We start from the raw sequence: 24,088 nt of genomic DNA, 5'->3' as shown, positions 1-24,088 counted from the left end.
TGTTCGTCTCAACTCGCCGCAGCGATGTCCGCCAGCTGTTGCGGCGTGACGCTGGCGGTGGCCTGCTGCTCGGTGATCGTCAGCTGGCCGCGACGCGTGCTCAAGAACGTCAGGATCCACGAAACCAGTGTCGTTGTCCTGCTTTTGAAGTCCACCAGGTACACTAGGTGCAGGAACAACCAAGCCAACCAGGCGATGAACCCGCCGAACTCGATCGGGCCGACCTTGGCCACCGCCGAGCACCGCGACACCGTGGCCATCGATCCTTTGTCGAAGTAGCTGAACGGCTTCCGTTCGGCGCCGCCGGCGCCCTTGAGTTCCGTCTTGATCACTGCAGCCACGTACTTGGCGCCCTGGATCGCGCCCTGGGCCATGCCGGGCACGCCTTCCATATACGCCATATCGCCGATCACGAACACGTTCGGATAGCCCGGAATCGACAAGTCCCGCAGCACCTTGACGCGTCCGGCACGGTCGATCTCGGCCGCGGACTGGTCGGCGATGTCCTGACCCAAGGGGCTGGCCGACACGCCCGCCGACCACACCTTGCATTGCGATTCGATGCGGCGGACGCTCCCGTCAGCGTCCTTGACCATCAGGCCACTGTGGTCGACGTCGGTGACGATCGTGCCCAGCTGAATCTCGACCCCCATCTTATGCAGCCGGTCCTGGGCCTTCCTGCCGAGTTTTGGTCCCATCGGTCGGAGCACCGCATCGCCGGCGTCCAGCAGGATCACCCGCGCCGTGGCGGAGTCGATGTTTCGGAACGAGCCTTTCAGCGTCTCCCGGGCCAGTTCAGCGATCTGACCCGCCATCTCCACACCCGTCGGACCACCCCCCACGACGGTGAAGGTCAACAGCCTCTGCCGGTGCGCCGGATCGCTGGAGAGCTCCGCCTGCTCAAACGCCCCGAGGATGCGCCCGCGCAACTCCAGCGCGTCGTCGATGGTCTTCATGCCGGGGGCGAACTCGGCGAAATGGTCGTTGCCGAAATAGGATTGGCCCGCCCCTGCCGCAACGATCAATGTGTCGTACTCGCACGTATAACGACGCCCGAGCACCTCGGAAACCACGTGGCGACCTTCGAGGTCGATGTGCACCACGTCGCCCAGCAACACCTTGGCGTTCTTCTGCTTCCGCAGGATCACTCGGGTGGCGGGGGCGATTTCGCCCTCCGAGATGATGCCGGTCGCCACTTGGTACAGGAGTGGCTGGAACAGGTGGTGCTGGGTGCGGGCGATCATCGTGACGTCGACGGCAGTGTGCTTGAGTGCCTTGACGGCGGTCAGCCCGCCGAACCCGGAACCGATCACGACAACGCGATGCCGTTGTTGCACTGCCACTTCACGTCCTTCAGTAGTTCTTAAATCACCATCTCGCGTTGCACTTGCTCCGCACGGTTCCGCGCCACGGAACAAACCGGCGCGCCGACTGAGTCCGTGCGTGTCAATGATCGAGATTGACGCTGGAAAACACATCACCGCTGGCACCCATAGCCGATTGCGGAAAGCCACCAGCGGCACCTACCGGCTGGCGTGAACCCGTCTGAGCGCGTCTGACTCCGATATCCGCCCCGCGAAAGGATCCCGCCGAGGCGATTGACGAGAGCGGCGGAGGGTATAGGCACCGACATGACCCCGCGTCCCGAGACGTCGGATGCCGTCCCGGCCGAAACGGCCGACTCGTTCGACGCCGTGGTGTCCGCATGGGCCGAGCCGGTGCGCTGTGAAAGCGCGTACGGGTGTAAGCGGCCGGCGAGTTGGCTCGCGCTGCGCCACCAGCCCTGCGGTGGTCATCAGCCGGTGTGCACGTTCCACTACCGCAAGTGGGTGCGGGCTTCTCTGGCCAGAATCGGCCGCTCGGGCCGAATGCGGTGCATCTACTGCGGGCAGAATTTCAAGACCGTCGAACAGTGCATGTGTTTCCGGCCCCTGTGAGGCTCGGGCGGCGTGAGCTCCGGCGGCCGCATCACGGCGGCTGACTCTATAGCGGCGGAACGGCCGCCGGCCGAGCACCGGCGGCAGCCCTGGGCCGGCTCAGCACCCGCTGCGGCCACCAGAACCACGGGCCGAGTATTCGGGCGATCGGCATGACGAGGCACAGCCGCATGATGAACATGTCGAAGATCAGCCCGATCGCGATCGTCGACCCGGCCTGTCCGATGTTCTTCACGTCGCTGGAAAGCAGCGCCAGCATCGTGCCGGCGAGGACCAGGGCCGCCGTGACCGCCACGCTCAGGGAACCCGCGATTGCGCGGATCATGCCGGTCGCAATACCGGCGTCGAGCTCTTCCCGGTACCGGGAGAGCAGCAGCAGGTTGTAGTCACAACCCACTCCCACGAGCACGATGAACGCGATGGGGACGTTCAGCCAATGCAGTTGGGTGCCGAGCAACGTCTCCCAGATCAAAGACGCCAAACCCAACGAACCAGCGAACGAAAGCACGACGACGACCAGGACCAGGATTGAGCCAACCAGTGCCCTGGTGATGACCAAGACGATGACGAATACCAATCCGAAAGTCGCCAGCATCATGAGGATGAGGTCGTTGTGGGAGAAGTCCTCGACATCGCGGTAGGTCGGCGAGGCGCCCGCCATGTCCAATTTCGCGTTCGAGAGCGCCGTTTGTTTGATGGCTTCGTGCGCGGCTGTAGTCGCATTCCGCGTCTGTTGAATGCCCGCCGGGCTCATCGCCTCGCCCTCATGGAAAATCGAGAAGCGCGCGCCTTTTCCGTCAGGAGTCATGAAGAACTCGAGACCGACCTTGAAATTCTCGGTTTGGAGCGACTCTGGCGGCAGAAAGAAGAAGTCGTCGTTCTTCGCGTTGTCGAATGCCTGCGCCATGTCGATCATCGGATGAATCATGACTTCCATCTGAGGAATCATGGCGTGCAGAGTGCTTTGCGTACTCAGCGTCAGCGACTGCATCGCCCGCATTTCCTTGACCATCGTTCCCATGTGTTCGGCCATGGCGTGCATCTGGGGAACCATCTGCGGAGTGACCGAGTCGATGATGGCGAGGCCCTTCACCAAGTTGCCGAGCTGTTCGCTCACCTGGTCGACGTTGTCGACCGTCTCGTTAAGCGACCGGATGGCCCAGCAGACGGGAATGTCGTAGCAGTGCTTCTCCCAGTACAGGTAGCTGCGCAGCGGCCGGAAGAAGTCGTCGACGTTCGCCAGGTTGTCTCGGACTTCATCGGTGATCGCTCGCATCCGGTCGGTCGCCTCGCGGGAGAGGTGAGTGCCCCCGGTCAGCTGGCTGGTGAGATCCTCAAGCCGGCCGGTGAGCTGTTCAAGCTGGGTGGTTTCCTCGATGAGCTTGCCCATGTGGTCTGCCGTCGTGTCGATGTCGGCGACCCGATCCTTGAAGAAGGCGAGGTTCTCGCCGATCTTCGTTCCCATCGACCCCATGGAGTAGGGAAGTGAAGCGTGTTCCAGGGGCCGGCCGTTCGGCCGGGTGATGCCCTGCACCATGGAGATGCCGGGAACCCGCAGGATGGTCTTGGCGATCCGGTCCAGGGAGATCAGGTCGGTCGTGTTGCGCATGTCGTGATCCGCGCTGACGTAGAGGTTGTCGACGGACAACTGGCTCTTCGGGAAGTGCCGGTCCGAGGCAGCGTAGCCTTCGACCGACTCGACCGTCGCAGGCGCGAAGTCCCGGTCGTTGTAACTCACCTTGTAGGTGGCGAGATTCATGACGCAGAGCGGGACGACGAGGAGGGCGACAAAGATGAATGCGGCCGGCCACCGGGTGATCGCGGTCCCCAGTCGGCGCCACATCGGGCTCGTCGGGCTGATTTGCTGCAGCCACTTGATGCGGCCCCCCAGCGCGAGCATCGCGGGCCCCAGCGTGAGCGCGGCGACGACCGCCACGACCATCCCCACGAAGCAAGGCGGGCCCAGGGTGCGGAAGTAGTTCAGTTTTGTCAGGCTCAGGCACAGCGTCGACCCGGAGATCGCCATGCCCGACCCGAGGATGACGTGCTGCGTGTTCGCGACCGACTCGTAGTAGGCGGATTCCTTGTCGTGTCCCGCCCGGCGCGCCTCGTTGTATCGGCCGATGAAGAAAATGCCGTAGTCGGTGGCGACGCCTAGAACCAACGCGACGAGCATGTTCATCGCGAACGACGAGATACCCAGAACGTGCAGGCCGACGAGGAACGAGACGACGCCTCGGGCCGTCGCCAGGATGAGGAGCACACCCACCAGCGGGATAAGGGCTCGGGCCACCGAGCGGTAGGCGAGCAGCAGCATGACGATGATCACGATCACCGACACGATCGTGAGCGTGAACATGCTGGCGTCGGCGGCGTCGAGCGTGTCGGTGTTCAGCGCGGCCGGTCCGGTGACATAGGTCCTGAGGCCGTGCGGTTTCGGGACCTTGGCCACGATGTCCCGGATGGCGTCGATCGAGCGGCTCGACGTGGCGTCACCGGTGTCCCCGGTCGGGCGGACGGTCAACGTGGCCGCCTCGGCGTCGGCGCTCTGCTGCCCCGACTTCGTCACCGGCTTGCCCCAGAGGTCCAGCAGTGACTGCACGTGCTGCTTGTCTTCGCGCAACCGGCGGACCAGCTCGTTATAGAACTTGTGGTCCTGGTCGTCGAGCTTGCGGCCGTCCGTTTCGAGAAGGACGACGACGGCGCTCGTGTAGTCGGACTCGCGGAAAGCGTGCCCCTGCACCAGTGCGGCCTGCGACGACGGCGAATCCCGGGGGACGAGCGCCTTGGCGTTGGCCTTGGTGTTCTCCTCGATGGAGGGGACGAAGACGTTCACCACGACGCCCAGCACCACCCAGAACAAGACGATCGGCAGTGCGAACTGGCGGCACAATCTCGCGAGGAGGGGTCGCTTGACCGGTTCGTCAGCCGGGACCGGTTCTTCGGTCTCGATGGGCCCGGTGGGCGCCTCGTCGTTCATGCCGCGGTCACCGTGCACGCGACGGCGGCGCTCTGGTGGGACACGAGGTGCTCGTCCCGGACCTTGCCGTCGACGAGGATGCGGCACCCGGCCGAGTCCCCGTCGACCTGCATCACGAGGCTCAAGGTCGCCGAGGGCGACATCGTCGTCTCAGACACCGACCAGGGCAGGGCTGTCAGCCGGACTTCGACCGGCTGGCTGTCAAGGTTCGCGTAGACGACCTTGCCGCCCTCGCCGAGCGTGCCGAATGCCTCGTAGGTGACGTTCTTGGGGTTGATCTGGACGACGGTGGCCGGGAGGGAGCTCGTCGTGGCCGGATGGCTGATGGCCTCGCTGTTATTCCGGACGATGTTGACGCCGTAAGCGACGACCGCGAGGACGGCCACAATGACGAGGGGCCGCCAAAGTTTACCGAGGGCGCTTATGTTTCCTCGCCCTTTGCGTCTAGTGCTCATGCCGATCCTCCTCCGGATCGTTCACCACGCGCGCACTATTGGAGGCAAGCCTCCAAGGCGGGTCTTTCGACCTTTCCTGGACCGTCAGATTCGGTTGTGTGTGCATAGTAAGCGCTAAAAAGCGAAGAGCGCTATATGAATTAGTTGCGCAATCTAACAGCGATTCTTGGGGGGCATCGGCTCGTCGTTGACCGAGTTGCGTTGTCATCCAGCACAACAGTGACAAATCCTCAGAACCGCGAATACCCGCTAGCAGGGTGTGCCGATTGCCGTCAGCCGCAAGGACAGACGGTCACCACGGCGCCATGCTTGATGGGGAGTGCGGTACGCGGACGTGTGTGCCGCCGAAAGCCTTGCCAATTCATGTCTTTCATCTTGTCTGAGGAGCGACTAATGACCGACCAACTCATCGGTGCCCATAACGGGCTGCACAGCGAGCAGGGCGGCCTGCCGGGTGAGCATCCCGGACGTTCAGCCAACCCGGTCATCAAAGTCCACGACGTCATCTGGCTGGAGTTCGAGAAGCCCGACCTGAACCAGGCCCAGGAATTCGCGGTGGCGTTCGGGTTCAGCGTCGCGCTGCGCACCGAAGACGAGCTACACCTGCGCGGCAGTGACGCCGGTGCGCCGTGCGTCCTGATCCGCCGCGGCGCGCGGTCGCGGTTCATCGGCCCCGCCTTCGTGGCCGCCGAGTACTCCGACCTGCTGCGGTTGGCCGGCGCGACCGGGACGACGGTGCGGCCGCTGCCCGAGACCCTCGGTGGGGTGGCGATCCACCTCGTCGACCCGAGCGGCATTCCGCTGAAGGTGGTTTCGGGCGTCTACGAGTTCGAGGAGCTGCCCTCCCAGCAGCCGCACGTGTTCAACTTCGGCCCCAGCCACCGGACCGTCCGGGCCAACTCCACCCAGCGGCCCCCGCGCGTGCCCGCCACGGTCCAGCGGCTCGGGCACATCGTGCTGCAGACCCCGAAGTACATCGAGGCGCTGAACTGGTACCTGGAGCACCTCGGCCTGATCGTCAGCGACTTCTGCTACTACCCGGGCCAGCGCGAGCGGGGCCCCGTCATGAGCTTCATCCGCTGCGACCGCGGCTCGGTGCCCGCCGACCACCACACGCTGGCGATGGCGTTGGGGCCGACCCACCGCTACGTGCACTCGGCCTATCAGGTCGCCGACCTCGACGCGCTGGCGGCCGGCGGCGAATACCTGCGCGAGCAAGGGTATTTCCGCTCGTGGGGCATCGGCCGCCACATCCAGGGCAGCCAGCTCTTCGATTACTGGCGGGACCCGGAGGGCGACTTCCTCGTCGAGCACTACGCCGACGGCGACATGTTCGACAACACCCTCGAGCCCGGCTGGGCGCCGCTGACTGCCTCCGGCCTGTACCAATGGGGCCCGCCGCCGAGCCGGGACTTCCTGGGCGTCGGCTCGCCGAGCGAGACCGCGCGCGAAGTCGCCCTGATGGTCGACGCGCTGCGCCACGACAACGAGTTCGACCTGTCCGCCCTGCGCGGGCTGTTCGCGGTCGGCAACTCCTGACACCCACCACCCACCAAGAGAAAGTAAGGATCCCCGCAATGACCATCTCGATCCTGCGCACCGCCGACGCGTGGTGGGTGCAGACGCCCAACGGCGCCGCCCGCATCCGCACCGACGCGACCACCACCGCCGGCGTGCTGGCCGACCGCCACGCCATCGACGACGCCGCCCACTCCACCGACACGGTGCCGGTGGCGAACCTCGCGCTGGTCTCGCCGGTCACCACGCCGTGCCGGCTGGTGGCCCAGGCAACCAACTACGCCTCGCACGTGCGCGACGTCGGGCGCGACCCGGCCAAGACACCGCTGACCTTCTTCCGCAAGGCCTCCGGTTCGGTCACCGGTCCGTTCGACGACATCGTCAAGCCACCCCACGTGAAGCTGCTGGACTACGAACTCGAGATCGGTCTGCTGATCGGCCGCGAGATCCCAGTGGGCACCGAGGTGACGGAGGCCAACCTGGCCGAGTTCGTTCACGGGCTGGTCGTGACCAACGACGTGTCGGCGCGCGACGTGCAGCTGACCAAACAGCAGTTCTTCGAGTCGAAGTCGTACCCGACGTTCACCCCGGTCGGGCCGGCCGTGGTGCTGGTCGACGCCGACGAGCTCAAGCGCTTCGGTGACCTTCGGCTGCAGCTGCGGGTCAACGGCGAGCTGCGGCAGAACATGGTGGTGGAGGGCGACATGCTGTACTCGCCCGTCGAGGCTCTGCAGACGCTGGCCAGGTTCCAGAAGGTGGAAGCCGGCGACCTGATCCTCACGGGGACCCCGGTCGGCACCGCGCTCACCGCGCGTGGCGTCGAGAACCCGCATCAGATGGATCTGGCGAGTTTCCTTGCCGGCCAGGCGAAGAACCCCAACTACCTGCATCACGGTGACGTCGTGGAGGCCACGGTGGCCACCGACGACGGCGCCATCGACCTCGGCACGCAACGCAACAAGGTGGTCTACAAGTGAACGCAAACTCCAACCCGGGCGCCCTGCCAAACTTCGTGCCGGTGATCGTCATCGGCGCCGGGCCGACCGGCATCACGGCGGCCACGCTGCTGGGGCAGTACGGCATCCCGACGCTGGTGCTCGACAGGCACGAAACCGTCTACCCGCTGCCGCGGGCGGTGCACGCCGACGACGAGATCTACCGCATCCTGGCCCGCTTGGGCGTGGGCGACGAGTTCGCCGCCCACCGGCGGCCCGCGCACGGTCTTCGGCTGCTGGACAAGGACTTCCACGTGCTCGCGGAGCTCGCGCGCAGCACGGAGCCCAGCGCCAATGGCTACCCGCAGATGAACATGTTCGACCAGCCGGAGCTGGAAGCGATGATGCGCACCAACCTCAAGCGCTACCCGCACGTCACACTCCGCGGCGACGTCGAGGTCACCAGCGTCACGCAGAACAAGCACGGGAAGGTGCGGGTGAGCTTCCTCGACCGCGTCCGCGGCGGCCAGCAGTCCGTGGAGGCCGCTTATGTTTTGGGCTGCGACGGCGCCAACAGCATCGTCCGGGCCTCGATCGGCTCGCACATGTACGGGCTGCCGTTTCAGCAGGAGTGGATCGTCATCGACGTCGACACCGACGCCGACCTCGACCAGTGGGAGGGCTGCCACCAGCTGTGCAGCCTGGAGCGTGCCGGCACGTACATGCGCGTCGGGCAGACCCGCTACCGTTGGGAATTCCGGCTTCTCGATGGGGAGAGCGCCGCGGATTACCAGACCATCGAGCAGATCGAGCCGTTGATCAAGCCATGGCTGGGCGAGGTGCCGGCGGAGCAGTTGCGCCTGGTCCGCGTCACCGCCTACACCTTCCGCGCGCAGGTGGCCAGCAGCTGGCGCGAAGGCAACGTGTTCGTGCTCGGCGACGCGGCCCACCTGACGCCGCCGTTCGTCGGCCAGGGGATGGCGGCCGGCCTGCGTGACGCGCTGAACCTGACCTGGAAAGTGGCTGGCGTGCTGGGCAATTCGCTGCCCGAAAGCGTGCTGGACACCTACGAGCAGGAGCGCAAGGCCCACGCCGCGGCCATGATCATGATGGCCGTGTCGGTCGGAGCGGCGATGACGGGCGGCGGCACGGTCGGCGACCTCGTCCGCAAGGTGGTCTTTCCGCGGCTGCAGAACCTACGCCTGCCGGGCACCCGCACCAGCGCCGCCGACGGCGTCGCGCCCGGATTGCACCGGTCGGAAATGGTCGTCAAGTCGCGTGTTCCGGGCGGCCTGGCGGGAACGCTGTGCCCCAACCCGGTCCTGCGCGACGGGCTGCACCTCGACCAGGTCGTTGGCAACCGCTTCGCGCTGGTCACGTCGGCGTGGTTGAGCCCGACGCAGCAGAAGGAGCTCGACGACCGCGGGGCCGTGGTGGTCTCCGTCACTCGCGAGAGCCAGCTCGGCAAGTGGCTCCAGGGAGGCCGGGCGACTGCGGCAATCGTCCGACCGGACGGCGCGGTCATGCAGGCCGGCAAGGACATTCGTACGCTGTGCGATGCGGTGCCGTCGTTCTCCGTCGGCGCTGCCGCGGAAAACGAAAGCGAGCGCTGATGACCGAGCTGCTGGTGCTCAATGACGGCAAGCAGGAGATGCAGGCGGTGTCGTTGGACGGTGCCCGGGTGCGGACCCTGATCGCCGGGCTGGAGGAGAGGCCCGACGGTCTCGTCGTCGACCAGGAACGCGGCCACATCTACTGGACGAACATGGGCGCCCCCGATCCCGGAGGCGACCCACGTTCGGAAGTTGCCTACGCCCGCAACGGATCGCTGGAGCGCGCGGATTTGGACGGAACCAACCGCGTCACGATCGTGCCGCGCGGCGCCTTCACCACGGGCAAGCAGCTCGCGGCCGATTGGCAAGCGGGCGTGCTGTATTGGTGCGACCGTGAGGGCATGCAAGTGCTGACCTGCAACCTCGACGGCAGCGACCTGCGGCCCCTGGTGGTGACCGGGGTAGGCGAGGAGGACGCGCAAACGATCGCTTACCATTGCGTCGGCATCGCCGTCGACCTGGAGCGCCGGCTGCTGTACTGGACGCAGAAGGGTGCACCAAAGGCCGGTGAGGGCAGGATCTTTCGGGCGCCGCTGGATCTGCCGGCAGATGTCAGTCCGCGGCATCGCGAGGACATCGAACTGCTGTGGCGGGGTCTCCCGGAACCCATCGATCTGCACCTGTTCGCGGGCACGACGATGCTGTGGACCGATCGCGGCGCCGAACCCGACGGCAACACGCTCAACCGCGCAGCGGTGCAGCCGACGATCGGTGCACCGGAGATTGTGTCTCGCGGGTACCACGAGGCGATCGGTGTCGCCGCGGTGTCCGACTCGGAGTTCTACGTCGGCGACCTCGGCGGCAGCATCCGTTACGTCAACCTCGACACCGGCGTCGACACTGAACTGGTGCACCTGGGCTTCGGGCTCACGGGCCTCGCGCTTGCCCAGACTTGATCTGCTCGCCGTGGTGAAAGGTGGCAAATGTGAGCGGGTGGATGGACCTCTGGCACAACGTAACTCCGGGACAGGGGACCCTGCTGGGCGGCGCCTTCGTCGTCCTGGCTGGCATCATCGCGTTCGGTACGGGTTCGCTCGACCGGAGGTCAGAGCATAAGCGCTTCCACTACGAGGAGATGAAGCAGCTCTACGCCGAAGCCCTCAGGATCGGCAGGGACCTGGAGATTCTCAAGGCGCTGCCGCCCGACGTCCGAAGGGAAGCCCTCGCTGAAAAGGCCGAAGCGATCGATCGGGTGATCAGCGAGCTCGCGCTCACCGGAAACTTCAAGACCGCAGATCTCGCCATCGCTTACGCGTACCAGCAGTCCGTCCAGCTGGCGGAGTGGGTAAGGCAGGTCGAAACCGACGAGGGTTTGACCGGGCGACTCGACATGTGGCTGGACAATATGCCCGAAGGGCAACGAGCGGCCCTTAGGACGTACGAGGACGTTAAGGTCAGGCGTCAGGACGTGGTGCAGGCAGCGCGCAAGGAGCTCGGCCTCTACGTGCCGGTGTGGTCACGCTACCGGCGCATGCTGCGCGAAAGCCTCAATAGTGCGCAGTTCCCGCTGAACTGACGGGGGCTGACGCAATTCTTTAGGCTGCTTCGAGGGTTACCGAAAGCGAAAGATGTCGGCGAATGATGTTGTTGACGGCCCATTTCGGTCGGCCACTGAGATGGATGCGGTCGACGCGTCTGACCAGCGCGCGCAGCATGCGCATGGCGGCCGTCTCCAGGCGGGCTAGGGCTTGGCCGGTACACGCGTGCGCGCCATTGCCGAAGCCGAGGTGTCGGGGTGCGGACGTGGCGATGTACAGCTACCCGGGGGCTGCTGCGGCGGCCAGCAGGGACGACATGTCGGCCGTCGCGGGCGATGCTGAAGTTGTAACTGCCGGGCGGCGCGTTTACCTTCGCCCGGCAACCCGCCGCGATGGCGGCCAAAGCGTTTGTGAGACAGTCTCGTCGGACGCGGCGGCCGGTCTGGACGGGGACGACCGAGAAGGGCAGGTATCGCCGATGTTGACCGTATTGCTGGCAATCCTGCTATTGAGCACCCTCGCGTGGGCCCTGCATGACAGTCGCACTGTCGTCGAGCGGCACACGGGATTCCCGCGGCGATGACCGGCGCGCCCAGTCCGCGCGTGTGACGGCCGCCGGCATGGGCACTGGTCGCGGCGCGGACGCGCCGAAATAGCCGGTGGCCCAACGCCGTCGGAGGCGCTTGGTGCGGGCGTGCTGTCGCGCTATCCGATATACCTTTGACGCGGAAGCACGGTGGGCCGCATCAACGACCGCAGGGTCGTTCCGTCGGGCACGATCGACCTGCCCCGGGCGGCCCCCCCGGCCGCCAGGGTCGCCGGGGCGCCCGCCAGGCTGACCGGCGGCGCCATCTCCCCGAGGTCGGTTTCGCTGACGAGATTGACCGGCAACGCTTTCGGCGAGCCGGACGCCGCGGAAGTGAGCGTGCCCCAGCTCTGTGGGACCGACAGCGCGCCCAAACCGGCCGCCCGACCCATCGCGGCGGACACCGATCCGCCCAGCTGGACCGGGCCGAACGCGGAGCCCGCCGATCCTAGGGTGCTCGCCACCCGGCCGAGCCCGGCGCTCACGTCGGTCAATGCCGCCGCCGTTGAGTCGGCGGCGCTGGTGCCGGAACTCGAAAACAGGGAGGCCGCCGCCAAGATGATCGAGGGGATCGTCGCGAACGCGCTGATTCCGGAGTTGATATGGTCGGGCGCCAGTGCATTGTTGATGTCGTCGGCGATCAGCTGGACGATCGTGTCGATCGACGGCAGGGTCGACCCGGTGGAACTGCTGACCGCGGCGCTTTGCGTGCCCACACCGGCCGGGTTGGTGTTTTGGGGCGGCGCGGTGAACGGCGTGAGCGTCGCCGCGGCGGCCGAAGATCCGGCATACGAGTACATGGCGGCGGCGTCCTGAGCCCACATCTCGGCATACTGGGCCTCGGTCGCCATGATGGCCGCGGTATTGATGCCCAAAAAGTTCGTCGCAACCAGCGTTGCCAACTGCGCGCGGTTGGCGGCGATGAGCGGCGGTGGCACCATGGCCGCGAACGCCGCCTCGAACGCCGCCGCGGCGGCGTGCGCCTGATTCGCCGCCTGCCCGGCCTGCGATGCCGCGCTACCCAGCCAGGTCACGTAGGTCCGCGCCGCGGCGGCCATTGAGGCTGATGCCGGCCCCTGCCAGCCGTCGGAGGTCAGTCCGGAAACCACCGCGGCGTACGAGGAGGCCGTCGAGTACAGGTCCGCGGCCAGCTTTTCCCAAGCCGTCGCGGCGGCCAACATCGACCCCGGGCCGGGTCCGGAATAGATTCTGCCGCTGTTGATTTCCGGCGGTAGTGCTCCGAAGTCCATGTGTCCGACCGGCTCTCAGCGGGCGTCGGCCGCGTTGGCGGCCTCGGTGGCCGCATAGGAACCGGCGGAGGTCTGCAAGGTGGCCACGAACAGTTGATGCATGGCCGCGGCCTGCGCGCCGACCTCCTTATACAACACGCCGTGCGCGGTGAACGCGGCCGCGGTCAGTGCCGACACCTCGTCGGCGGCAGCCGGAACCACGCCGGTTGTGGGTTGCGCCACCGCAGAATTCGAGGCAGTCATCGCCGATCCGATTGCCGCCAGCTGTCCTGCGGCGGCGGTCGACGCTTCGGGCCGTGTGGTGACGAACGACATTTTTTAGTTCTCCCGGTTCGGATTTGGTGACTTGGTTCACTGGCACAGGACACGCGAGCATCTCGGCAGCCAAGCTCAACTCGTAGCATTGCCGAGGCCGGCGCAGCTGTCGTCCGCGCTAGCGTCCCCTTTGACTTCTGGCTAGCTGTAATTACTTTGACCGGCTCGCCAGCCACCTTCTTGCGACCATCACTGAGGCGCAACGTGTTTCAGTGCGGTATGGGCTGTCATGGCGGGTCGATTCCGGCTACCGGTAACGACATCAGGGCTTGATGGCGGCATGCTTAAGGCCGGTGGATCGTGACAGGCCCGGCCCGAACGTAGGAGGACTCATGGCGGTTGATGGCGGCGGGCTGGGCGGGCGTCTTCGGCTGTACGAGCGTGCGGCGCTCGATCCGGCCCAGCGGGAGCTCTTCGACTGGCTCACGAATGTGGCGGTGCCATGGGCGGAGGCCGCACAGTTCCGGGCGCGCACCGATGCGGGCCGGCTGATCGGTCCCTTCAACCCGGCCCTGCTGACCCCGGCCATCTCGTCAGCATTCGTGCAACTCGCGGTGACCGAGCAGACGAACACCTCGCTGAGCAAACGCTGCAGGGAGGTCATCATCCTGTCGGTCGGCGCGGTGTGGCGGGCCCCCTATGAGCTGTACGCGCATTGCGCGGTCGCCGGGCAGGCCGGGCTCCCCGATAAGGCGGTGCGCACACTGGCCGACGGCAGACTTCCGGACGATCTGACCAAGGACGAGGCCGTTGCCCACCTTGTCGCCCGCGCACTGTCGGTCGAGCACCGCCTCGACGACACGCTATATCGTGAGGCGGAGGCGACGCTCGGCCCGGCAGGAGTGTTGGAGGCCGCCGTCCTGACCGGCATCTACCACACCGTGTGCGCGATCCTCAACGCCTTCGAGATACCCGCGCCCGGCTAAGCGCTCGGCGTGCGGCGGTGGTGCGGACGCCCTACCGGCTAGCCGGTATGGGCGGTTGAAGCCAGCAGCGATGTGAAGCGGCTGACCCTTAGCGACACTGGATTGAGGCGCCCCCGAAGCAATCAAGCGCCGCCACTGCCGAAGTCGGCGGGATGGAGTTTCGCTGTGGAGTCGCGCCAGTCACCGCAACACGGCAGCACCGTCGCCCAGTTCACGCGTAAGCCAGAGAAGCAGTGATCGCCTGTGCGCCGGCGCCGTCGGCTGGACGCGTTACCGATCGAGCCGTGTGTGCGATGACAACCAACGAGTGGTCGACGATTCCCTTCCGGCCCGGACCCAGCCGCCGCGACGGGCGGTCGTCGGCGGCGCCGAGTAGTCCACCATGGCTCGGGATAATCGTTGCCGCCACCTTGATCGTCGCCGAAACCATCCTGGTCCGGCTGCTTTCCGCGGTTGCACCCCACAGCACCTTGGGCGCGCTGTATCTCTTTGGTGTCCTGGTCATCTCGTCGTTCTGGAACATCGGCCTGGCGGTGTTGACGACGCTGGTCAGCGCGGTGGTATACCTGCAGATCCACCTCGACGCCGGCCTCGGCACGCTGCCGTCGCACCCGGCGCAGCTTCTGCCGCTCGCGGTTTTTCTGCCCCTTGGCCTCCTGACGAATGTGCTGGCGGGCCGGGCCCGGCTACGCACGGCGGAAACCCGACGGGCGGCGAATCAGGTCAGCCAATTGGCGCAACGCCAGACGTCCCTGCGCCGGGTGGCGACGCTCGTCGCCCGCGGTGTTTCGCCGGCCGAGGTCTTCACCGCGGTCGCCGAAGAGGTCGCCCGAGCGTTGCGGGTGCAGAACTGCGTGTTGGTCCGCTACTTGGGGAACGGCTCGTGTGAGCTGGTCGCCGCGCACGACAAGGCCCATTTGGCCAAGATCCCGGTCGGCGGGGTGTTCCCGCTGGACGGTGACAACGTCGCGGCGATGGTGTTTCAGAGCGGCACGACCGCCCGGATGGACAGCCACGAGCATGCGGCCGGCCCGATCGCCGCCGTGGTCCGCGGAGTGGGCATTCGCTCGGCGGTGGGTGCCCCCATCGAGGTGGACGGCCGGCTCTGGGGCGCGGCAGTCATCGCCTCCTCGGGACCCGACCCGCACCCGCCCCATACCGAGGAGCAGCTGGCGGATTTCGCCGAGCTGGTCGCGACCGCGATCGCCAATGCACAGGCGCGCGATGAGCTGATGGCCTCACGGGCCCGCATCGTCGCCGCCGGTGACGAGGCCAGGCGTCGCATCGAACGCAACCTGCACGACGGTGCGCAGCAGCGCCTCGTCACGTTGCGGCTGCGCCTCCAGGCCCTGCAGGCCTCCCTGCCCACCGACGGCCGGCTGCAACACGAGATCGCTGAGCTCGCCGACGAAGTCGCGGCGGCGAGCGAGGAACTACGTCAGCTCTCCCGCGGCATCCATCCGGCCGTGCTGTCCAATGCCGGCCTGGGCCCCGCGCTGCGTGCCCTGTGCCGCCGTTTCGCCATGCCCGTCGAGCTGCGCGTCGACGTCCCGCGGCGATTGCCCAAAACCGTCGAGGTGGCGGTGTATTACGTCGTCGCGGAGGCGCTCGCGAACGCCGCCAAACATGCGCACGCGTCCCGTGTCACTGTCGCCGTGGAGGCCGATGACGCGCGGGTGCGCCTGTGGATATCTGACGACGGCATCGGTGGCGCCGATCCGCGGGGATCCGGGCTGATCGGGCTCAGGGACCGGGCGGAGGCGCTGGGCGGTCGATTGGATGTCACCAGCGGCCACGGCGAGGGCACTACGCTCGCGGCCGAAATCCCTTGCGTGCCGGTCTGAACGGCCAGCGCGTCAGTTCGCGGTTGCGATGTAGCTCGCTACTGCCGACCCTGGTCGGTGCCGAGGGTGACCCGGGCGGTCATCGGCAGACCCGAACTGTGCACGAACGCGAGTGTGACCGAGGCCCCGGGTTCCCTGGATTGCACGGCGGCCACCAAGGTGGCTGCGCTGTCGATGATCTGGTCATCGACCTTGGTGATGACCGCGCCGACCGCCAATCCGGCTGCCGCACCGGGGCTTCCGGCGTCCACCCCGATGATCCTGGCGCCGAGGACCCCGGCGTCGCCGGTGGCTTGCACGCCCAGCCAGCCATGCGATGCTTGGCCGGTCGTGGCCAGTTCGGCGGCGATGCGTGCGGCGTGGTCGACGGGAATCGCATAGTTGAGACCGATCGAACCGTGTGCTGTGCTGCCCGCACCCTCCGCGCCGGGCAGCACCGCCTCGGCGGCGTTGATGCCGACCAGCGCGCCATTCATGTCGACGAGTGCACCACCGGAATTGCCCGGATTGATCGCCGCGTCGGTTTGGATGGCGTAATACGCGCTCAGCGGCCCGCCCGGGTCAATCGCGGGACTTACCAACCGATTCAGCGCGCTGACGATGCCCGCGGTGACGGTGCCGCGCAGCCCGAGTGGAGACCCCACCGCCGCGACGGGCTGACCGACACGCAGCTCCGCCGACGAGCCGACCGAGATCGGGGTGAGGCCGGACACGTCCCGAGCCCGCCCGACCGCAATGTCGCTCCTCGGGTCGGTGGCGATCAGGTCGAACGCCGCGGTGCGGCCGTCACTGAGGGTCACCTCGGTGTCCGCCGGCGGCCGACGGCCACCGCTCATCGGCGCCACGACGTGGTCATTGGTAATGATCAGCCCGTCGGCGGTGAGGATCACGCCTGAACCGAGCTGAGAGCGGTTGCCGTCATTGAATTTCAGCGTCACCACGCTGGGCAACACCTTCGCGGCCACTTCCTGGACAGAGAACGCGCCGGAATTAGGCAAAGTCAACGCGAAACTGGAATCTACTGACGACCTGCCGACCGCGGGCGAGTGGGCAAGCAACGCTACGGCGGCGAAGACCGTCGCGACAAACAGCGCGACCTCCGCTCCACGCAGCAGCAACAACCCGCCGCGCACCAACCGCTTCCGGCGCTGGGGCACCCGGTGCGACGAGTGTCGGCCGGACGGCGGCATCAGGCAGTAGCAGCCGTCACCAACAGACATGAGTCGTTTTCCTCATCTCGAATACGTCGAAGGCCATGGGGCGCAACGACATCGGTTCGGCGCTGTGCGCGCTGGAACCGCTCATGTCCAGGATCGCGGCCGAGAGCGCCGCTGTCGTTACCGCCACCGTCCATTCGGCTACCGCGCTAGCGGGTAACTAGCCGGCAAGCCCCAGGGCGTCGCGGATCGCGGCACCTGACAGGGCCGCCTTGGGAATGAAAGCCAAGGCCGGGCTGGCCGCGACCAACTCAGAGAAATCCTCTTCGGCGTGTGTGGAGATCAGGATGGTCGGCACCTCGAAGCCAAACCCATTGCTGTGCAGCAGCTCGACGACCTCGAAACCGCTCTCCTCGCCCAGATCTATATCGACGAGCGTCACATCGGGCCGAAGGTCCTCGACACATTTGAGCCCTTCCGCGGAGGAGTTTGCCACCGCGACCACGTCGATTCCCTGGTGCTCGAGCAACCGCGTCGCGGCATCGAGGAAGTCGCGATTGTCATCGACAATCACGCAACGCGTTCGCACACCAGCAGTCACCAGTCCAGTGTGGGATAGCCGCGACCAGATCGCATGGAGGCTAGCAGGAAATCTATGGCGGTTCGGGAAGGTTTCGCCGGGACGGCGTCGTGAATCGGCCGGTTGCTACCGGCTACCGGTAATGCCTGGACTGCGGCTGACGGCAACCCCCTACGGTTGCCAGCGGTGCAGACGCGGGTCAGCACAACGGCAATCGTAAGGCGTGGAGCCGATAAGGCGCCGTTCAGCCCGCGACACGAAAGGCGCACCATGACCCTGCCAGCGGAATTCACTGCCCATGCGGAGCCCGGGGCCGGGTTCGAAAGCCAAGTCACGCCCCTGCTCGGCGACCTGCACCGGCATGCGCTGCGGATGACCCGGCACCACGCCGACGCGGAGGATCTCGTCCAGGACACGATGGCGAAGGCCTTCGCGGCCTTTGACTCCTTCCGGCCGGAGAGCAACATCTCGGCCTGGCTGTATCGCATCCTGGCCAACACCCACATCAGCAACTGCCGCAAGGCGCAACGCCGGCCGGTGCAGCATCTGCCCGAGGGAATTACGGATATCCACTACCTGACGAGCGCCGCACACTCAGGCACGGGACTGCCCTCGGCGGAAGATCAGGCCCTCAAGCGCTTCGGCGATCAGGACGTCATCGCTGCGATGCGTGCCCTGCCCGAGCAGTTCCGCGCCACGGTGTACTACGCGGATGTGCAGGGCATGCCATGCAAGGAGATTGCCGAGATGATGAACGCACCGGTCGGCACCGTTGTGTCCCGGCTGCATCGGGGACGGCGGCGGCTGCGCGGGATGCTCGGTCAGTCGCGCCACGGCCAAGTCCGCGACGCGTCAAGGGAACTGGTGCAAACGGCGTAACGTCAGCGTGAGTCGAGAAATGTGATGACCGCGCGGACGCGACGGTGGTCGTCGTCGGTTTCCGGCAGCCCGAGTTTGGTGAGGATGCTGCGGACGTGCTTTTCCACCGTGCCCTCCGTCACCCAGAGCCGTCGGGCAATGCCGGCGTTGGAGCGGCCCTCCGCCATCAGCTCCAGCACCTCCAACTCGCGCGGGGACAACGCCGACAGCGGATCGTCTCGGCGCCGCCCGGACACCAGCTCCTGCACCACCGCGGGGTCGACCACCGAAGCGCCTTTGGCGATCCGCTGCAAGGTGTCGACAAAGTCGGCGACATCGGTGACGCGGCTCTTGAGCAGATAGCCGATGCCGCGACCGCTGGCGAGCAACTCCATCGCGTGCTCCACATCCACATGCGCCGACAGCACCAGAATCCCGGTGTCGGGGAGTTCCTCGTGGATCACCCGTGCGGCCTCGAGACCTTCCGTCGTGTGCGTGGGCGGCATCCGGATGTCCACCACCACCACGTCAGGAGTGGTGTTGCGCACCAGCGCCAGCAGCTCGACCGCGTTGCCCACCTGACCGACGACACTGAATCCGGAGCGGTCCAGCAGGCTGGCCAGTCCCTCCCGCAGCAGGGTTTCGTCGTCGGCCACCACCGCGCGCAGCGGGGCCGGCTCGCTGCCCGCCTCGGCGGCGCTTGTTTCCGTTGTCAATGCCGTGTCCTTCCGCATCGCCGCTGAGGAACCATCTTGCCCCTTGCTTTGTCCGTTTTCCAGCAATTACGCGGGCCCCGGAGGCGGGTGGCGACGCCTGACATTCTCGTCGTCAGGACGGCGTCGGCCCTGCCAGGGCGCGACTCGGCTACGTTGGGTTCCGTCGGAGCCAGCCCCTCGAGGAGTTGCGATGAACGCACCCAGCCCGGACGCGATCCGTGCGGAAACCATCACCATCACCGGCCACGGCGGCGACGAGATCGAGGCCTACCGCGCGTCGCCACTCGCCGAAGGGTCGCGTGGCGGCATCGTGTGGATCCACCACATGCCCGGCTACGACCGGGAAACCAAGGAGTTCGTGCGGCGGCTCGCGGTCAGCGGCTATCACGCCGTCGCCCCCAATCTGTATTCGCGCGAGGCGCCGGGCGCCGCGCCCGACGACGCCGCCGCGACGGTGCGGGCCGCCGGCGGGGTGCCCGACGAGCGTCTGGTCGGCGACGTCGCCGGCGCGGTCGAGCACCTGCGCTCCTTGCCGGGCGCCAACGGGAAGTTCGGCGTCATCGGGCACTGCTCGGGTGGGCGGCACGCGTACCTGGCGGCGTGCTCGCTGCCGTTCGACGCGGCGGTGGACTGCTACGGCGCGTTCATCGTGGAGGACTTACCGGAGGGCATGCCCAAGGCCATGCAGCCGATCCTGCACCTGGCGCCGAAGCTGAGCTGCCCGCTGCTTGGGCTGTTCGGGGCCGACGACAGGTTCCCGGCGCCGCCCGCCGTGGCCACCCTGGACGCCGAGCTGACCAAGTTCGACAGGCCGCACGAGTTCCACTCCTACGAGGGCGCGGGCCATTCATTCTTCTCCGTCGACCGGCCGGCGTACCGGCCGGAGGCGGCCGTCGACGGCTGGCGGCGCATCGACGAATTCTTCGCCACCCACCTGAAAGGCTAGGCGTCCAGCAGATGTGCACATACCTCACCGAACACGTGCGAATCGACGGCAGCGGCAAGGGAAAGAGCGGCTGGTTCGGCGCCAGCCGCGCCACGGTGTACGTCGACCATCCCGTCCACGCGCCCTACGGCCACACGGTCAACATCGACGTGATCAACCCGGAACTGGGCCCGGCGGCGCGCGTCGCGCTCGAACTCACCGAGGAGAGCGCCCTCGCGCTGGCCGACGCCATCCACAAAGCGATCGCGAATGCGCCGGCCGGGCTGGCCTCGAAGGACCAGCCGTGAACCCGGAGCGGGACTACCCGCAGACGGCCGCCACCCGTGGGCGCATCGAGCCCGCGCCGCGCCGGGTCCGCGGCTATCTCGGCCACGACCTGGTCTTCGACACCACCGCGGCCCGCTATGTGTGGGAATTGCCTTACTACCCAGCGTATTACGTGCCGCTGGTGGATGTCCGTACGGAGTTCCTGCGCGACGAGGACCACCCGCAGAAGGTGCAGCTCGGTCCGTCTCGGCTGTACTCGCTGGTCGGCAAGGACCAGACCCACCCGTCGGCGGCGCGGGTGTTCGACGACGGCGACGGCCCGGTGGCGGGCACCGTGCGATTCGAGTGGGATCCGTTGCGGTGGTTCGAGGAAGACGAGCCGATCTACGGCCACCCGCGCAATCCGTATTCGCGGGTCGACGCGCTGCGCTCGCACCGGCATGTCCGCGTCGAGCTGGACGGAATCACCCTCGCCGACACCGGATCCCCGGTGCTGCTGTTCGAAACCGGCTTGCCCACAAGGTATTACATCGACCCGACCGACGTCGCGTTCGAGCACCTTGAACCCAGCCCGACGCAGACGCTCTGCCCGTACAAGGGCGTGACCTCGCGCTATTGGTCGGTGCGAGTGGGCGATACCGCGCATCCGGATCTGGCATGGACGTATCACTACCCGCTGCCGGCGGTCTACCAGATCGCCGGGCTGGTGTCTTTCTACAACGAGAAGGTCGACATCACCGTCGATGGCGTCGCGTTGCCCCGGCCCCAGACGCAGTTCGGCTGACCACGAGCTTGACGTCGCGCCGCGGGACGACGGCGATGCCGCGCGGCACCGAACGCGGCGGATGCCTGTGGCGTTCTCGCCGCGGCATCGTCAGCTCCGCCGAGCCCATGATGGTGCCCACCGCGACGGCCATCTCATGGCTGGCGAAGGCCGCCCCCAGGCAACGCCGGTGCCCGCCGCCGAAGGGCAGGTACTCGAACGGTGTCGGGTTGTCGACGAGAAATCGATCGGGATCGAATCGGTAGGGGTCGTCCCAGAGGTCGGCGCTGAAATGTATGGCCGGCAGCGCGATCCCGACGATGTCACCAGCGCGATAACGCACCGAGCCGATGGATTGCGGCTCGATGAGCTTGCGCAACACGATCGGCACCGCGGGGTGCATCCGCAGCGTCTCCTTGATGACCGCGGACAGATAGGGCAGTTCAGGCATCTCGTGCGGCGCCGGATCGGCCGCGAGCTCCTCGACGAGTCGCGCGCGGACGCCGGTGTCGCGGTGAATGTGGTACAGCGCCCACGCCAGCGCCGCGGCCGTGGTGTCGTGGCCGGCGATCACCATGGTCCGCAGCTGTTGTTGGAGATCGTCGTCGTCGAGAGCCAGTCGCGAGTGGTCGTTTTCGCGCAACAGGTTGCCCAACACCGCATCATCGCCGGGGCAGCTGCGGCCATGGTTCATCTGGCCGGTGAGCATGCTCTGGAATTCCGCGCGCAGGCGCGCCAGCCGGGCCCACGGGCCCAGGCCGGCGAAGCTTCTGCGCAGGGCCGGCACCAACAGCAGCGCCGCGGTGTTCGCGTTCATCAGCGCGGACACCACGCCGGTGTACTCATCGATGCGCTCGTGGTCCACGCCCAACACCGTCTCGACGATGATGCGCAGTGTGATCGCCTGGGTGGTGCGGTGCAGCGCCACCCGGTCACCGGGGCGCCACGACTCCACCTCGGCAAGCACCGCCCCGGCGATCGCGTCCGCACGCCGGCGCAACTGGGCGCCGTGAAACGCCGGCGACAACAGGCGGCGCTGCCTGCGGTGGTGCTCACCGGAGGTCAAGATCACCGAATCCGGCCCCACGATCGGCTCGATCGGGTTGGGCGTCGGCGCGCACAGGGTCTCGCGTGGCGTGGTCAAAAGCCGCCGAGCGCCCTGCGCGGTAGCGACGAAGTGCACGGGACCGAGGCCCGGGAACACCACCACAAACGGGTCGCGGCGATCGGCGCAGCGACGAAAGTAACGCTCGGGGTCTAGCCCGACGCGCAGCGACCGCGCCCAGTCGCGCAACCGGTGTATGCGCGCCTCGGGCAAATCCGTTCGCGCGGGCGGCCCGGCCGCCGTCTGTAATTGCGTCATACCTACTTGACACGAGCCGGACTATTGATTAGTTCAACGAAGCATTTTGCTCATATATTGAATAGTGCTGGAAATAGCCGTAATACGAATATTACATGTTAGCCAAAGTTCTCGCGGATGAGGCGACGGCGCGGCGGTCTCGAGTTCCGCGGCGATGCGTCGGGCGACGCCTCTGGACTGCCTGGCGACGTAGCCGAGCAGCCCCGGGCGAGATTGGAAACCGATGAACCGCAGGCCCGCCGCGGCCGGTGTTTCGCCGGTGGCCACAGGCAGGCCGCGCTCGTCGAGCACCCCGAGGTGACCTACGACGGGTTCCAGCCCGCGCCGGTAGCCGGTCGCGCAGATGACCGTGTCCGGCTCCAGGCGGCGCCCGTCGACCAACCGGACACCGCGGCCGTCGAATCGCTCGATGGTCGGGACCACCTCGAACGAACCGTCGCGGATCGCGTCGATCACGTCCCTGTCGACGATCGCGGGCGCGCGGCCCAGCCTGATCCCCCGGGCGAACACGCCCTCGGTGGGTTTCGGCAGTCCGTAAGCGGCGAGATCTGGAATGCTCAACCGACGTCCCAGCGTCGCCACCGCATCGGCGAGCCGAACGGGCGCGCGGAAAAGCGGCGTCGCGATCAGGTCCGAGGGCAGCCCGCCCGGCAACGAGCGAAGCATGATGTTCGGTGCCGTACGCACCGCCAGCCACGCCTTCCGCGCCCCACCGGTAGCCACGTCATGGACGATCTCCAGCGCCGATGAACCCGCTCCGACCACGAGAACGCGCTCGTCGCGGTAGGGGACGGGGTTGCGGTATGCCGACGAATGCAGCACGCGGCCCTCGAAGCCGTCGAGGCCGGGCCAGGCGGGTGTCAGTGGCGTGTGCTCGTATCCGGTCGCCATGACCACCTGGCGGCAGGCGATGTCGCCGGATGTGCTCCGCAACAACCAGCCGTCACTGTCGCGGTCGATCCGGCAGACCTCCGTGCCCAGCCGCAACTCGATCCCGTCGTCGCGGGCGTGCCTTTCGAGGTGGGCGACAACTTGATCGCGGGTCGGAAAGACCGGCGTGCCCTTCGGATACGGCCGGCCGGGCAGATGCGAAAACTGCTTGCAGGTATTGAGTTTCAGCCTGTCGTAGCGCCCCCGCCAGGACGAGGCCACCGCGTCGGCGCGGTCGATCAGCAGCGGACGCACGCCACGGTCGCGCAGGCTGAGCGCCATCGACACCCCCGCGGCGCCTGCGCCGATGACCGCGACGCCGCGCTCCAATGTTTCGGTCCTGACAAGCTTCAGCGCGCCCGCCGCACCGCTGCGCCGCGAATCCCGTTGCATAGCTTTCCTGTCCACCGGCGTCCAGCATCCGGCCCCTGGTGGGCCTGAACGAACCGGTCTATATGACTCCGACGATGTTGCGGCACAATTGGTTCAGCAAGGCGTCACTTGGCGGCCTATTCCACTCATGTGAAATTGCTTGGTGCTCAGGGAGATTCCCGCGTGCGACAGTTGCCCCGCTGTATCGGTCGTAGTGCAACGGCCAGCTAACATCCCGCGCGGCCGGCGACCGAAGGGGCCGCCATGGCAAGGGCACTTGAAATCAGGATTTAAACAAT

22 protein-coding genes are annotated in these 24,088 nt (G+C 66.9%); 12 read left to right on the top strand and 10 right to left on the bottom strand.

Annotation, left to right across the window (positions count from 1 at the left end; genetic code table 11):
* Positions 1-8 precede the first annotated feature (8 nt).
* Positions 9-1,514, bottom strand: coding sequence for an NAD(P)/FAD-dependent oxidoreductase (locus AWB92_RS15745; protein WP_241523472.1), 1,506 nt, complete (start codon positions 1,512-1,514; stop codon positions 9-11).
* A gap of 117 nt (positions 1,515-1,631) precedes the next feature.
* Between AWB92_RS15745 and AWB92_RS15740 the strand changes: the two genes are divergently transcribed.
* Positions 1,632-1,937 (top strand): hypothetical protein, encoded by a 306-nt coding sequence (locus AWB92_RS15740; RefSeq protein ID WP_085186905.1) that lies wholly within the window; start codon positions 1,632-1,634, stop codon positions 1,935-1,937.
* Positions 1,938-1,983: 46 nt separating this feature from the next.
* Here the strand turns inward: AWB92_RS15740 and AWB92_RS15735 are convergent, their stop codons facing one another.
* Positions 1,984-4,917, bottom strand: coding sequence for an RND family transporter (locus tag AWB92_RS15735; RefSeq protein WP_085187030.1), 2,934 nt, complete (start codon positions 4,915-4,917; stop codon positions 1,984-1,986).
* The gene (locus AWB92_RS15730; RefSeq protein WP_068179583.1) at positions 4,914-5,372 is read right to left on the bottom strand and encodes an MmpS family transport accessory protein; all 459 of its coding nucleotides are present in this window, start codon (positions 5,370-5,372) and stop codon (positions 4,914-4,916) included. The genes AWB92_RS15735 and AWB92_RS15730 overlap by 4 nt, the downstream gene beginning before the upstream one ends.
* A 393-nt stretch (positions 5,373-5,765) precedes the next feature.
* On the opposite strand from AWB92_RS15730, the gene AWB92_RS15725 reads away from it, so the two are divergent.
* Genes AWB92_RS15725 through AWB92_RS15705 form a run of 5 tightly spaced genes read left to right on the top strand, consistent with a single transcriptional unit; the run spans position 5,766 to position 10,954 of the window.
* On the top strand, positions 5,766-6,911 hold the full coding sequence (locus tag AWB92_RS15725) for a VOC family protein (RefSeq protein WP_085186903.1): 1,146 nt from the start codon (positions 5,766-5,768) through the stop codon (positions 6,909-6,911).
* A gap of 38 nt (positions 6,912-6,949) precedes the next feature.
* Complete coding sequence (locus tag AWB92_RS15720; protein ID WP_085186901.1) at positions 6,950-7,867, top strand: fumarylacetoacetate hydrolase family protein; 918 nt, start codon at positions 6,950-6,952, stop codon at positions 7,865-7,867.
* Positions 7,864-9,438: a bifunctional 3-(3-hydroxy-phenyl)propionate/3-hydroxycinnamic acid hydroxylase gene (locus AWB92_RS15715; RefSeq protein WP_241523471.1), complete on the top strand. Its 1,575-nt coding sequence runs from the start codon at positions 7,864-7,866 to the stop codon at positions 9,436-9,438. Before AWB92_RS15720 ends, AWB92_RS15715 begins: the two co-directional genes overlap by 4 nt.
* Positions 9,438-10,334 carry a hypothetical protein gene (locus AWB92_RS15710; protein WP_085186899.1) on the top strand — a complete coding sequence of 299 codons (897 nt, stop codon included), beginning with the start codon at positions 9,438-9,440 and terminating at the stop codon, positions 10,332-10,334. Before AWB92_RS15715 ends, AWB92_RS15710 begins: the two co-directional genes overlap by 1 nt.
* Before the next feature lie 29 nt (positions 10,335-10,363).
* A complete protein-coding gene (locus AWB92_RS15705) occupies positions 10,364-10,954 on the top strand; it encodes a hypothetical protein (RefSeq protein ID WP_068179564.1) in 591 nt (196 codons plus the stop codon).
* A 667-nt stretch (positions 10,955-11,621) separates the two neighbouring features.
* Here AWB92_RS15705 and AWB92_RS15695 read toward each other — a convergent pair.
* Positions 11,622-12,752, bottom strand: coding sequence for a PPE family protein (locus tag AWB92_RS15695; RefSeq protein ID WP_085186895.1), 1,131 nt, complete (start codon positions 12,750-12,752; stop codon positions 11,622-11,624).
* A 15-nt stretch (positions 12,753-12,767) separates the two neighbouring features.
* Complete coding sequence (locus AWB92_RS15690) at positions 12,768-13,067, bottom strand: PE family protein (RefSeq protein ID WP_085186893.1); 300 nt, start codon at positions 13,065-13,067, stop codon at positions 12,768-12,770.
* Positions 13,068-13,399: 332 nt separating this feature from the next.
* Here AWB92_RS15690 and AWB92_RS15685 point away from each other — a divergent pair, with 332 nt between their 5' ends.
* Positions 13,400-13,993, top strand: coding sequence for a carboxymuconolactone decarboxylase (locus AWB92_RS15685; RefSeq protein WP_085186891.1), 594 nt, complete (start codon positions 13,400-13,402; stop codon positions 13,991-13,993).
* Between the two features lie 293 nt (positions 13,994-14,286).
* Positions 14,287-15,837, top strand: coding sequence for a GAF domain-containing protein (locus AWB92_RS15680; protein ID WP_085186889.1), 1,551 nt, complete (start codon positions 14,287-14,289; stop codon positions 15,835-15,837).
* A 38-nt stretch (positions 15,838-15,875) separates the two neighbouring features.
* On the opposite strand, the gene AWB92_RS15675 is transcribed toward AWB92_RS15680, so the two are convergent.
* Both AWB92_RS15675 and AWB92_RS15670 read right to left on the bottom strand, forming a co-directional pair.
* Positions 15,876-17,057, bottom strand: a complete 1,182-nt coding sequence (locus tag AWB92_RS15675; RefSeq protein WP_085186887.1) for a trypsin-like peptidase domain-containing protein — start codon at positions 17,055-17,057, stop codon at positions 15,876-15,878.
* A gap of 157 nt (positions 17,058-17,214) precedes the next feature.
* Entirely contained in the window at positions 17,215-17,595 is a 381-nt protein-coding gene (locus AWB92_RS15670) for a response regulator (protein ID WP_142282120.1), read from the bottom strand.
* 249 nt (positions 17,596-17,844) lie between these two features.
* On the opposite strand from AWB92_RS15670, the gene AWB92_RS15665 reads away from it, so the two are divergent.
* Positions 17,845-18,453, top strand: a complete 609-nt coding sequence (locus tag AWB92_RS15665) for a sigma-70 family RNA polymerase sigma factor (protein ID WP_085186882.1) — start codon at positions 17,845-17,847, stop codon at positions 18,451-18,453.
* Positions 18,454-18,455: 2 nt separating this feature from the next.
* Here AWB92_RS15665 and AWB92_RS15660 read toward each other — a convergent pair whose 3' ends face one another.
* On the bottom strand, positions 18,456-19,148 hold the full coding sequence (locus AWB92_RS15660) for a response regulator transcription factor (protein WP_231985198.1): 693 nt from the start codon (positions 19,146-19,148) through the stop codon (positions 18,456-18,458).
* Between the two features lie 190 nt (positions 19,149-19,338).
* Between AWB92_RS15660 and AWB92_RS15655 the strand changes: the two genes are divergently transcribed.
* From AWB92_RS15655 to AWB92_RS15645, 3 genes are read left to right on the top strand one after another with little or no spacing between them, the layout of a single operon-like run.
* A complete protein-coding gene (locus tag AWB92_RS15655; RefSeq protein ID WP_085186880.1) occupies positions 19,339-20,094 on the top strand; it encodes a dienelactone hydrolase family protein in 756 nt (251 codons plus the stop codon).
* Positions 20,095-20,105: 11 nt separating this feature from the next.
* Complete coding sequence (locus AWB92_RS15650) at positions 20,106-20,381, top strand: DUF6295 family protein (protein WP_068104395.1); 276 nt, start codon at positions 20,106-20,108, stop codon at positions 20,379-20,381.
* A complete protein-coding gene (locus AWB92_RS15645) occupies positions 20,378-21,145 on the top strand; it encodes a DUF427 domain-containing protein (RefSeq protein ID WP_085186878.1) in 768 nt (255 codons plus the stop codon). The genes AWB92_RS15650 and AWB92_RS15645 overlap by 4 nt, the downstream gene beginning before the upstream one ends.
* Here AWB92_RS15645 and AWB92_RS15640 read toward each other — a convergent pair.
* Both AWB92_RS15640 and AWB92_RS15635 read right to left on the bottom strand, forming a co-directional pair.
* Positions 21,096-22,487 (bottom strand): cytochrome P450, encoded by a 1,392-nt coding sequence (locus tag AWB92_RS15640; RefSeq protein WP_085186876.1) that lies wholly within the window; start codon positions 22,485-22,487, stop codon positions 21,096-21,098. The genes AWB92_RS15645 and AWB92_RS15640 overlap by 50 nt on opposite strands.
* Positions 22,488-22,520: 33 nt before the next feature.
* Positions 22,521-23,747: an NAD(P)/FAD-dependent oxidoreductase gene (locus AWB92_RS15635; RefSeq protein ID WP_277622301.1), complete on the bottom strand. Its 1,227-nt coding sequence runs from the start codon at positions 23,745-23,747 to the stop codon at positions 22,521-22,523.
* Positions 23,748-24,088 lie beyond the last annotated feature (341 nt).

The organism is Mycobacterium sp. IEC1808, assembly GCF_002101935.1.
Taxonomy (GTDB): domain Bacteria; phylum Actinomycetota; class Actinomycetes; order Mycobacteriales; family Mycobacteriaceae; genus Mycobacterium.
This window is presented reverse-complemented; position numbering and strand designations above follow the sequence as displayed.